Origin of the sequence: Micromonospora parastrephiae (assembly GCF_016802865.1) — a bacterium.
GTDB classification, from domain to species: Bacteria; Actinomycetota; Actinomycetes; order Mycobacteriales; family Micromonosporaceae; genus Micromonospora; species Micromonospora parastrephiae.
Genome location: NZ_JAEVHM010000177.1, coordinates 1 through 11,630, shown reverse-complemented (window position 1 = coordinate 11,630; position 11,630 = coordinate 1). Strand labels below are relative to the sequence as shown.

The window sequence follows — 11,630 nt, the reverse complement described above, 5'->3', positions numbered from 1 at the left end:
GGTCGCCCCGGTCCCGGCCGGCCGGCCGGTCGCCACCGGCGGCCTCGCCGGCAGCCGGCGCCTCGGCGCCCTCCGGACGGACCTTGTCCAGGTAGATCTTGCCGCGGGCGTCGATGTCGGCGATCTCGACCTCGACCCGGTCACCGACGTTGAGGAAGTCCTCAACGCGCTCGACCCGCTTGCCGTCGCCCACCTTGGAGATGTGCAGCAGGCCGTCGCGCCCCGGCAGCAGCGAGATGAACGCACCGAACGCGGCGGTCTTGACCACCGTGCCGAGGAACCGCTCGCCCTGCTTGGGCAGGGTCGGGTTGGCGATGCCGTTGATCCGGTCGACGGCCGCCTGGGCCGACGGGCCGTTGGTGGCGCCGACGTAGATCGTGCCGTCGTCCTCGATGGAGATCTCGGCGCCGGTCTCGTCCTGGATCGCGTTGATGGTCTGACCCTTCGGGCCGATCACCATGCCGATCTTGTCCACCGGGATCTTGACGGTGGTCACCCGCGGCGCGTAGTCCGACATCTCGGCCGGAGCCTCGATCGCCGCCCGCATGACCCCGAGGATGACCTGCCGGGCCTCGTTCGCCTGCTGAAGCGCGGCGGCCAGCACGTCGGACGGGATGCCGTTGAGCTTGGTGTCGAGCTGGAGCGCGGTGACGAAGTCCGGAGTACCGGCGACCTTGAAGTCCATGTCACCGAACGCGTCCTCGGCACCGAGGATGTCGGTCAGCGTCACGTACTGGGTCTTGCCGTCCACCTCGTCGGAGATGAGCCCCATCGCGATGCCGGCGACCGGCGCCTTCAGCGGGACACCCGCGGAGAGCAGACCCAGCGTCGACGCGCAGACCGAACCCATCGAGGTGGAGCCGTTGGAGCCGAGGGCCTCGGACACCTGCCGGATGGCGTACGGGAACTCCTCGCGCGACGGCAGCACCGGGATCAGCGCCCGCTCGGCGAGCGCGCCGTGACCGATCTCGCGCCGCTTCGGCGAGCCGACCCGGCCGGTCTCACCGGTCGAGTACGGCGGGAAGTTGTAGTTGTGCATGTAGCGCTTGCGGTTCTCCGGGGACAGCGTGTCCACCATCTGCTCCATCCGGAGCATGTTCAGCGTGGTGACGCCCAGGATCTGGGTCTCGCCCCGCTCGAACAGCGCCGAACCGTGCACCCGGGGCAGCACGCCGACCTCGGCGGTCAGCGCCCGGATGTCACGCGGGCCACGCCCGTCCATGCGTACCTGCTCGCGCAGGACGCGGTTGCGCACCTCGGACTTGGTGAGCGACCGGAAGGCGGCGCTGAGCTCCTTCTCCCGACCCTCGAACCGAGCGCCCAGCTCCTCGGCGACGCGAGCCTTGACCCGGTCCAGGGCCTCCTCGCGGTCGGCCTTGCCGGCGATCGTGATCGCCTCGGCGACCTCGGTGCGGGCCAGCTCGGCGACGGCGTCGTACACGTCGTCCTGGTAGTCCAAAAAGACCGGGAACTCGGTGACCGGCTTGGCGGCGACCTCGGCCAGCTCGCTCTGCGCGCGGCACAGCTCACGGATCGCCGGCTTGGCGGCCTCCAGGCCGCTGGCCACGATCTCCTCGGTCGGGGCGGTGGCACCGGCCGAGATCAGGGCGACGGCGTTCGGCGTGGCCTCGGCCTCGACCATCATGATCGCGACGTCGCCGTCCTCGAGCGTGCGGCCGGCCACGACCATGTCGAACGTGGCCCGGGCCAGCTCCTCCAGGGTCGGGAAGGCGACCCACTGGCCGTCGATGTGGGCGACGCGGGTCGCACCGATCGGGCCGGAGAACGGCAGGCCGGAGAGCTTGGTCGACATCGAGGCGGCGTTGATCGCCACGACGTCGTACGGGTGCTGCGGGTCGAGCGCGAGGATGGTCTCGACGACCTGGACCTCGTTGCGCAGGCCCTTGACGAAGGACGGGCGCAGCGGCCGGTCGATCAGCCGGCAGGTGAGGATCGCGTCCTCGCTGGGCCGACCCTCACGGCGGAAGAACGAGCCGGGGATGCGGCCCGCGGCGTACATCCGCTCCTCGACGTCGACGGTCAGCGGGAAGAAGTCGAACTGCTCCTTCGGGTGCTTACCGGCCGTCGTGGCGGAGAGAACGACCGTCTCGCCCAACTGGGCGATGACGGAACCGGCGGCCTGGCGAGCCAGCCGACCGGTGGAGAAGGTGATCTCGCGGGTGCCGAAGGACCCGTTGTCGATCACGGCGGTGCGGGATTCGGTGCCGAGTTTGGTCTCGGTCATGTGCTGTCGTGCTCCTTCGCGTCGTGGCCACGACATCGGGGAGCTGCTCAGCCGGCCGGTCTTCGATCGAAGCGCCCGGGGGCCGGCATGATGCCGGGGTTCCCGGGGGCCACTACCGGAGACCGGTACGCTGACCGGCTCCCTCTCGGGTGGTCGCGCGGCCCGTGTTTCCTCAGGTGGGACGCGGTACGGGGGAGCGGCCGTCCGGCCACTCCCCCGTCACGTCACCGGCGCAGACCGAGCCGCTCGATGAGCGACCGGTAGCGGGCAATGTCCTTCTTCTGGACGTAGTTGAGCAACCGACGGCGCCGGCCGACCAGCAGCAGCAGCCCACGGCGGCTGTGGTGGTCGTGCTTGTGCACCTTCAGGTGCTCGGTCAGCTCGGCGATCCGCTTGGTGAGGACCGCGACCTGGACCTCCGGCGAACCGGTGTCGCCCTCGGCGGTCGCGTACTCCGCGCGGATGCTGGCCTTGGCTTCCTGATCGAGCGCCATGTTCTCCCTGTTTCGATGGGTTGATCAAGTGGGTGTCCGTCGTCCCGGTGGACCGGGAACGGACCGGTACCTCGCACCCGCGGCGTCGAGCAGGCACGCGAGGCCCCACGCCGGTCACCCGACGTCCCGGCAAGACTACCAGCACCCGCCGGTAACACCCGGCGAAGGGCCTGGGCGGGGGCCGCGTCGCCCGGGTGACGATCAGGCCAGAGCGCGCCGGGTGCGCTCGACGTCCTGGTCCATCTGGGCGATCAACGGCTCGATTGAGTCGTACCGGATCTGACCGCGCAGGTGCGCCACGAAGTCCAGGGCCAGCCGCTCGCCGTAGAGGTCACCGGTGAAGTCCAGCGCGTACGCCTCCACCCGGCGCTCCCGGCCGGAGAAGGTCGGGTTGGTGCCCACCGACACGGCCGCCATCAGCGGCTCGTGCTGCCCGCGGCGGATCAGCCGGGCCGCGTACACCCCGTCGGCGGGCACCGCCGCGTACCGGTGGCAGAGCAGGTTGGCGGTGGGAAAGCCCAGCTCCCGACCGCGCTGGTCGCCGCGGACCACCACCCCCTCCAACCGGTGCGGGCGGCCCAGCGCGGCGGCGGCCGCGCCCACGTCGCCCGCGTCGACGCAGGAGCGGATGTAGGTGGAGGAGAAGACGGTGCCGTCCTCGGCGACCAGCGGGCCACCCTCCACCCCGAAACCGAAGGTCCGACCCAGCCGCTCCAACAGCGCCACGTCGCCGGCGGCCCGGTGCCCGAAGCGGAAGTTGCCGCCGACCACCACCAACGCGGCGTGCAGGTGCTCGACCAGGACGTCGTGCACGAACTGCTCGGCCGGCAACCGGGAGAACTCCGGGGTGAACGGCACCACGCAGAGCACATCCACGCCGAGCGCCTCGATCAGCTCCGCCTTGCGGGCCGGCTCGGTGAGCACCGCCGGGTGCGAACCGGGGCGGACCACCTCGGCCGGGTGCGGGTCGAAGGTCACCACCACCGACTGCACGCCCAGTTCCCGGGCGCGGGCCACGGCGTGACCGATGGTCGCCTGGTGCCCCTTGTGCACGCCGTCGAAGACGCCGATGGTGACGACGGAGCGTCCCCACCCTCCGGGCGCCGCGTCGTACCCCCGCCACCGCTGCATGCCGTTCCTCCCCTGCTGTCCCGCCGGCCGGCGGGTCGACACCGCCGGCCGCGGGCCGGCGGACCTGCGCCCCGCCGTCAGGCCGGGGCGAGCACGATCTCCGCGCGCGCCCGCCCGTCCCGCTCGCTGACGATAGCGATCAGGCCACCGGCCGGTCCGAAGACGGCGTACGGCCCGGTGCGGCCGGTCGGGTCCAGTGGACCGCCGTGGGCGAGCACCCGCGCCTCGTCGGGCGTGGCGTCGCGGCGCGGGAAGAACCGATCGGCCGCCGCGTCCAGCGGGAGGTTAACCACCGCGGGGGCGCGCTGCTCCAGCTCGTCGAGGGTGGCCGCCTCGTCCAGGGTGAAGCCGCCGACCGCGGTCCGACGCAGCGCGGTCAGGTGCCCACCGACCCCCAGCGCCAGGCCCGCGTCCCGGGCGATTGCCCTGATGTACGTGCCGGAGGAGCAGGTCACGTCGACGTCCACGTCCACCACGTCCGGCTCGTCGCGGCGGATGGCCAGCACCTCCAGCCGGGAGATGGTGACCCGCCGCGCCGGCAGCTCGACGCTCTCCCCGTCGCGGACCCGCTTGTACGCCCGCTGCCCGTCGATCTTGATGGCGCTGACGGCGCTCGGCACCTGGTCGACCTCCCCGGTCAACGCGGCCAGCGCCGACCGGATCGCGTCGTCGGTCACCAGACCGGCCGGGGTGGTGGCGATCACGTCGCCCTCGGCGTCGTCGGTGACGGTGGCCTGACCGAGCCGGATGGTGCCGGTGTAACTCTTGCCCGCGCCGATCACGTAGGTCAGCAGCCGGGTGGCCCGGCCCACTCCGATCACCAGCACCCCGGTGGCCATCGGGTCGAGGGTGCCACCGTGCCCGACCCGCCGGGTCTTCGCCAGCCGGCGGATCCGCGCCACCACGTCGTGCGACGTCATGCCGCCGGGTTTGTCGACCACGATCAGACCATCGGTGCTCACGTCGTCCAAGCCTGCCAGACGCGAGCGCCAGTCAGCGGACGGCCCCGACCACCGCCCAGCCGCCGGTGCGCAGGCGCAGCAGCAACGCGACGAGGCGGATCACCACGAACAGGGTGAGCCCGGCCCAGATGCCGCCCAACCCGAGGCCGAGGCCGTACGCCAGCCAGATGGCCGGCAGGAAGCCACCGAGCGCCGCCACGATGGTGAGGTTGCGCAGGTAGCGCACGTCGCCGGCGCCGATCAGCACGCCGTCGAGTGCGAACACCACCCCGGCCAACGGCTGCATGGCGACGAACCACGGCCAGGCGAGCATGGCCTGCTCGCGTACCTGGGGGTCGGAGCTGAACCACGACGGAACGACGCCGGCGCCGGCGGCGATGAGCAGCGCGAAGGCGATGCCGCAGACGCCGCCGAGCAGACCGATCCGCCGGGCCAGCGCCCGTGCCTCCGCCGCGTGGCCGGCCCCGAGCGCGGCACCGACCAGGGACTGCGCGGCGATGGCGAGGGCGTCGAGCACCAGCGCCGTGAAGAACCAGAGTTGCAGGGCGATCTGGTGGGCGCCGACGGCGGCGGCGCCGAAGCGGGCCGCGACCGCGGTCGCGGACAGGAAACTGGCCTGGAACGCCAGGCCCCGGATCAGCAGGTCCCGGCTGAGCACCAGTTGCTGGCGGATCACCCGGGGTTGGGGTCGCAGCGACACCCGTTCGGCGACCAGCGCCGCGGCGAAGAGCCCACCGGCGATCGTCTGGGCGACCACGTTGGCCACCGCCGACCCGACCAGGCCCAGCCCGCCGGGGTAGACCAGCAGCGGGCAGAGCAGCGCGGAGAGCAGGTTGGGGGCGAGCACGAAGACCAGTGGGCGGCGGGTGTCCTGCACGCCGCGCAGCCAGCCGTTGCCGGCGGCGGCGAGCAGCAGGCCGGGGGCGCCGAGGGCCGCGATCCGCAGCCACTGTGCGGCGGCGTCGGCCACGTCGCCACCACCGCCAGCGAGGGTACGTGCCAACGCGCCGCCGCCGAACTGCATGCCGACCGCGATCAGCAGTCCGACACCGAACGCCAACCAGGACGACTGGACGCCCTCGGCGACCGCCGCCGCCCGGTCGCCGGCGCCGAAACGACGGGCCGAACGCCCGGTGGTCCCGTACGCGACCACCGTGCCGACCCAGGCGGTGAGCGTCATCACCGTGCCGGCGACGGCGAGCGCGGCGAGCGGCACCCGGCCGAGGTGACCGACCACGGCCGTGTCGACGAGCACGTAGAGCGGCTCGGCGGCGAGCACCACGAGGGCCGGCAGGGCGAGGCTGGCGATCCGCCGAGGCGAGGCGGATCGGTGGGTTGCGGCGACGGTCTGACTCATCGCCGCCGATCCTGGCACGGGCGCGGTAAGGATCGCAATCCCGGTGGTGGCTTACTCGATCGGTGGGTGACGCTGGGGCTCGTCGCGGCCCCGAGCAGCGCCTGCCGTCGACCGGTCGGACGGTCGGCGGTCGGCGGTCGGGCCGGCCGGGGGCGAGTGCCTTCGGTCAGAGGCTTTGGAGCTGATGTCGTAGACGAATCGCGTCGCGATGTCGCAGACGATTCAGCTCCAAAGGCATGCCGTGAAGGGTCCGTCTCCTCCGGCCGCGCCGACCCGAGGGATCACCGCCGGACGGCTCAGATCACTGACGGGTGTCCATCGACGTCTGTAGCGCGCGGCGGGCCTGCTCGCGGGCGTCGTCGGTGGTCTCCGGCTTGGGGTTGTTCGGCATGGTGGCGCTCCTTCCAGGGTGCGAGCCACCGGCACGCGGCGGCCCTCACGGGCGGTCGTGCTGAGCGCCCCACGGCGGTCCGGGGTTACCGGAGCAGCCGACTGGGCAGCGTGAGCCCGGGTCGGTCCGACCCTGGAGGGAGGCGGCGCGAGGTGTGGCGCCACAGCCCACGACCTGCACCGCAACACGGTGCCGGCCGCCTCCCAAGTTATCGTTCAGGTCCACATGCTGCTGCTGGTTCCCGCCATTTGGACAGCTGGCATCCCGGCTCAGCGGGCCAGAAAGTGCCAGCCCAGCCACCACCAGAACCCGAACAGACCGATCCGGCCCACCGGCACCGGGCCGACCTCGTAGCGCATCACGTACGCGCAGACCTCGCCCAGAGTCGGGATGCGGGAGCCCTCCCGCCGGGCCAACCACTCGACCACCCCGAACAGGGCCAGCGCGGTGAGGAAACCGCCGATCGCGAGCGCCCGCATCATCGCCGCACCAGCCCCCAGAACGCGGCCAGCCAGGCGAACCACACCGCCGACCGGGTCAGATGATCTTCCAGGAGAGGATCGGCCAACCGGGAGAAGGTGGGAAAGTCGTCGCCGACCGCCATGACGAAGGTGACGCCCTCGAAGACCCCGAAGACCACAACCGGCAGCGCCCACCAGGCCGCGCCCGCGCCCAACCGGCGCGGTGCCGGCCGGCGGGGCACCCGGTTGCTCAGACCGAGCCAGATCAGCACACCACCGGTGCCGAGGGTGTACAGATTCGCCTCGGTGGAGAACGACGCGAACCGGCCACCGACGAGCGAGAGGCAGACGAGGACGGGGACGGAGACGGCGGGCCGATCCCAGGCGCGGGGGGCCTCCACGGTGAGGTCGTGCGGCTGCTCCATCCCGCAATTCTTCCCGTTATCACGGAGCGCGGGAAGACCGACACTCCCCGGAGCTGACCCTGATCTTCCCCACCGACGGATCGACGGTGGCGAACGCCAGCCTCAGGCGTCGGAGCGGATCATCGCGGCGTCCAACTGACCACGGATCGACCCGATCACCTGCTCGGCGGCCCCCCGCCCGGTGAACCCGGCCGCGAACCGGTGGCCACCGCCACCCAGCGCGACCGCGACCCGGCTGACGTCCACCGCGCCCTTGCTGCGCATCGACACCGCCCACTCGTCGGGCCTCACCTGCTTCAGCACGCAGCTCACGTCCGCTTCGGCGGTGCACCGCACCGAGTCGATCAGCGCCTCCAACACGTACGACCGCTGGTCGTGGCGGGTCAGGTCGTCGAGCGTGGCGAAGGTCCACACCAACCCCCGGCCGTCCGCGGCGGACGGCTCCAGCCGAGCCCGGCCGAGCACCTCACCGAAGAGGCGTACCGCGCCGAAGGGACGGGTGTCGAAGACCCGGCGGGATATGTCACCGGGCGAGATGCCGGTGGCCAGCAGCCGGGCAGCCAGGTGGTGCACGGCCGGAGTGGTCGCCTCGAACCGGAACGAACCGGTGTCCGTGGTCAGCGCCACGTACAGGCACTCGGCGACGGCCCGGTCCAGCGGTACGCCGAGCCGGGTCAGCAGCTGCTCGGCCACCACCGACGTCGCCGCGGCGGCCGGGTCGACCAGATTGACGGTGCCGAAGCCGGCGTTGGAGGCGTGGTGGTCGAGCACCAACGCCGCACCAGCGCTCGTCAGCCGCCCGGCCAACTCACCGAGACGCGACTCGCTCGCCGCGTCGAAGCAGATCACCAGGTCCGGTGCCGGGTCCGCGTCGCTCGCCGGCACCAGCAGCTCCAGTCCGGGCAGCCCACGGAACGGCTCGGGCACCTCCGGCGGCCCGGGGAAGGTCGCCTGCAACCTGCCCACACCGAACCGCAGCAGCCCCAGGCCGAAGCCGAGCATGCTGCCCAGGGCGTCACCGTCCGGGTTCACGTGGCAGATCAACAGCACCCGCGCGGTTGGCGGGAGAGCGCGGATCAGAGCCTCGGCCGCGGCCCAGTCCGCCTCGACCGGGCCCGCGCCCGCCGTCGGGGCGAGCTGCGCGCCGGCGGTGCCGGTCACCGCGCTTCCCCACCCCGTGGGGTCTCCTTGACGTCGGCGGCCTCGTCGGCCTCGTCCGTCTCGTCGTCCTCGTCCTCGACCCGGTACGGCTGCGCCTCGCCCGCGTACTCCGCCCGGGCGGCGAGCCGCTGCACCTCGGCGTCGGCGTTGCGGGCCGCGGCCAGCAGATCGTCGATGTGCTTGACCTGGTCCTGCACGTCGTCCAGGACGAACGTCAGCGTCGGCGAGTGCCGGAGCCCGAGAGCCTTGCCGACGGTGCTGCGCAGCAGCCCCTTGGCGCTCTCCAGGGCTGCCGCGGTGTCCGCCTGGGCCACCGCGTCACCGAGCACGGTGTAGAAGACCGTCGCGTCGCGCAGATCCGCGGTGATCCGGGCGTCGGTGATGGTGATCATGCCGAGCCGCGGGTCCTTGATCTGGCTCCGCACCACCGACGCGACCAGCTCACGCACCCGTTCCGCGTGCCGGCGTACCTTGGCCGGATCAGACATCTCGCCACCTCCACGGCGTCCCGCTCCCGGCCGGCCGGCGACCAGGAGGCCGCCGGCCGACAGGCCAACAACTCGAACATTACCTTCGCCGCCGGACCCGGTCGCCCGGCCCGGCCGGCACGCTGGTCAGTCGTCGTCCACGCCGTACAGCCGGCGCCGCACCGACAACAACTCGACCTCGGGGCGAGCCGCCACCAGACGCTCGCACGAGTCGAGCACCTCGCGGACATGCGCCGCCTCGGCGGCCACCACGGCCACCGCTATCTGCGCCCGACCATGCAGGTCGAGCGCACCCACCTCGGCGGCCGAGACCTCGAAACGGCGCAACGCCGCCACGATCGGCCGTACATATGATCTCTTGGCTTTGAGCGACCGGGAGTCGCCCGGCAGCAGCAGGTCGAAGACCGCGGTTCCGGTGAACATCGCCCCGGACGATACCGCCACCCCGCCCCGCATGATCAAGGGGTTTACGCCCAGCGGCGTAAACCCCTTGATCAGCGTGTCACCGCCGGATCAGGCGCGAGCCTTCTCCCGCATCTCGAAGGTCTCGATGATGTCGCCGACCTGGACGTTGTTGTAACCACCCAGGGTCAGACCACACTCGAAGCCCTCGCGGACCTCCGTGGCGTCGTCCTTGAAACGCTTGAGCGAGGTGATCGTGAGGTTGTCCGCCACGACCGTCCCGTCCCGAAGCAGGCGCGCCTTCGCGTTGCGCCGGATGATGCCCGACCGGACGATACAACCGGAGATGTTGCCGATCTTGGACGAGCGGAAGACGTCGCGGATCTCCGCGCTGCCCAGCTCGACCTCCTCGTACTCCGGCTTGAGCAGGCCCTTGAGCGCCGCCTCGATCTCCTCGATGGCCTGGTAGATGACGGTGTAGTACCGGATCTCCACGCCCTCGCGGTCGGCCATCTCACGGACCTTGTTCGAGGCCCGCACGTTGAAGCCGATGATCGTGACCGGCTCGGACGAGGCGCTCGCGAGCATGACGTTGCTCTCGGTGATCGCGCCGACGCCCCGGTCGAGGACCTTGAGCTGGACCTCCTCGGGGATGTCCAGGTTGAACAGCGCGTCCTCCAGGGCCTCCACCGAACCGGAGACATCGCCCTTGAGGATGAGGTTGAGCGACGTCTTCTCGCCCTCCTTGAGCTGCTCCATGAGCGTCTCGAGGGTGGCCCGACCACGGGAGTTGGCGAATGCCGCCGCCCGTCGCCGCGCCTGGCGCTGCTCGGCGATCTGCCGCACCGTCCGGTCGTCCGCCGCGGCGAGGAACGTGTCACCCGCGCCGGGCGGCGCGGTCAGACCCAGGACCATGACCGGACGCGCCGGCCCGGCCTCGGAGACCTGGTTGCCGTTCTCGTCGAGCATGGCCCGGACCCGGCCGTGCGCCCCACCGGCGACGATCGAGTCGCCGGCCCGCAGGGTGCCCTTCTGCACCAGCACCGTCGCCACCGCACCGCGGCCCTTGTCCAGGTGCGCCTCGATGGCCACACCCTGCGCCGGCCCGTCGATCGGAGCGGTCAGCTCCAGCGACGCGTCGGCGGTCAGCAGGACAGCCTCGAGCAGCTCCTCGATGCCGATGCCCGGCTTCGCGGCCACGTTGACGAACATGGTCTCGCCGCCGTACTCCTCGGCGACCAGGCCGTACTCGGTCAGCTGCTGGCGGACCTTGTCCGGGTTGGCCTCCGGCTTGTCGACCTTGTTGACCGCGACCACGATCGGCACGTCGGCCGCCTTGGCGTGGTTCAACGCCTCGATGGTCTGCGGCATCACGCCGTCGTCGGCCGCGACCACCAGGATCACGATGTCCGTCACCTGGGCACCACGAGCACGCATGGCGGTGAACGCCTCGTGACCCGGGGTGTCGATGAAGGTCACCGCGCGGTCCACACCCTCGTGCGGAACGTGCACCTGGTACGCACCGATGTGCTGGGTGATGCCACCCGCCTCACCGGCCACGACGTTCGCCTTACGGATCGCGTCGAGCAGCTTGGTCTTACCGTGGTCGACGTGACCCATGACGGTCACGACCGGCGCACGACTGACCAGACGCTCCTCGGCCACCTCCGCGTCGAGGTCGATGTTGAACTGCGCGAGCAGCTCGCGGTCCTCGTCCTCCGGGCTGACGATCTGGATGTCGAAGCCCAGGTGCTCACCCAGCAGCTGCAGGGTGTCGTCAGAACAGGACTGGGTCGCGGTGACCATCTCGCCCAGGTTGAACATCTCCTGGACCAGCGAACCCGGGTTGGCGTTGATCTTGTCGGCGAAGTCCGACAGAGAGGCGCCACGGGAGAGCCGGACGACCTGACCCTGACCCCGGGGAGCACCCGAGCTCATGGTCGGAGCCGACAGGTTGTCGAACTCCTGTCTGCGCTGCTTCTTGGACTTGCGACCGCGCGTCGGCCGGCCACCCGGACGCCCGAAGGCACCGCGCGCCGCCGCCACGGCCACGACCACCGGCACCCGGACGACCGCCGCCGCCAGCCTGGGCACCCGGACGGAAACCGCCGCC

Annotated in this window: 10 protein-coding genes and 1 pseudogene; all 11 read right to left on the bottom strand. The window is 71.6% G+C overall.

Annotated features, from left to right (window positions below):
* A partial coding sequence (locus JNW91_RS25315; protein WP_203177891.1) for a polyribonucleotide nucleotidyltransferase occupies positions 1 to 2,245 on the bottom strand: 2,245 nt, incomplete at its 3' end.
* Between the two features lie 224 nt (positions 2,246 to 2,469).
* Positions 2,470 to 2,739 carry a 30S ribosomal protein S15 gene (gene rpsO, locus JNW91_RS25310; RefSeq protein WP_030337594.1) on the bottom strand — a complete coding sequence of 90 codons (270 nt, stop codon included), beginning with the start codon at positions 2,737 to 2,739 and terminating at the stop codon, positions 2,470 to 2,472.
* A gap of 201 nt (positions 2,740 to 2,940) precedes the next feature.
* Positions 2,941 to 3,870 carry a bifunctional riboflavin kinase/FAD synthetase gene (locus tag JNW91_RS25305; protein WP_203177890.1) on the bottom strand — a complete coding sequence of 310 codons (930 nt, stop codon included), beginning with the start codon at positions 3,868 to 3,870 and terminating at the stop codon, positions 2,941 to 2,943.
* 77 nt (positions 3,871 to 3,947) lie between these two features.
* The gene (truB, locus tag JNW91_RS25300) at positions 3,948 to 4,832 is read right to left on the bottom strand and encodes a tRNA pseudouridine(55) synthase TruB (RefSeq protein WP_203177889.1); all 885 of its coding nucleotides are present in this window, start codon (positions 4,830 to 4,832) and stop codon (positions 3,948 to 3,950) included.
* Positions 4,833 to 4,863: 31 nt separating this feature from the next.
* A complete protein-coding gene (locus tag JNW91_RS25295) occupies positions 4,864 to 6,189 on the bottom strand; it encodes an MATE family efflux transporter (RefSeq protein ID WP_203177888.1) in 1,326 nt (441 codons plus the stop codon).
* 660 nt (positions 6,190 to 6,849) lie between these two features.
* Positions 6,850 to 7,059, bottom strand: a complete 210-nt coding sequence (locus JNW91_RS25285) for a DUF6186 family protein (RefSeq protein ID WP_199723267.1) — start codon at positions 7,057 to 7,059, stop codon at positions 6,850 to 6,852.
* Positions 7,059 to 7,466: a hypothetical protein gene (locus tag JNW91_RS25280; protein ID WP_203177887.1), complete on the bottom strand. Its 408-nt coding sequence runs from the start codon at positions 7,464 to 7,466 to the stop codon at positions 7,059 to 7,061. Before JNW91_RS25280 ends, JNW91_RS25285 begins: the two co-directional genes overlap by 1 nt.
* 102 nt (positions 7,467 to 7,568) lie before the next feature.
* Complete coding sequence (locus JNW91_RS25275; protein ID WP_203177886.1) at positions 7,569 to 8,627, bottom strand: DHH family phosphoesterase; 1,059 nt, start codon at positions 8,625 to 8,627, stop codon at positions 7,569 to 7,571.
* Positions 8,624 to 9,115 (bottom strand): 30S ribosome-binding factor RbfA, encoded by a 492-nt coding sequence (gene rbfA, locus JNW91_RS25270; RefSeq protein ID WP_203177885.1) that lies wholly within the window; start codon positions 9,113 to 9,115, stop codon positions 8,624 to 8,626. Before rbfA ends, JNW91_RS25275 begins: the two co-directional genes overlap by 4 nt.
* A gap of 126 nt (positions 9,116 to 9,241) precedes the next feature.
* Entirely contained in the window at positions 9,242 to 9,538 is a 297-nt protein-coding gene (locus JNW91_RS25265) for a DUF503 domain-containing protein (RefSeq protein ID WP_151488151.1), read from the bottom strand.
* A 90-nt stretch (positions 9,539 to 9,628) separates the two neighbouring features.
* Positions 9,629 to 11,630: pseudogene (infB, locus tag JNW91_RS25260) on the bottom strand (translation initiation factor IF-2); the annotation flags it as partial.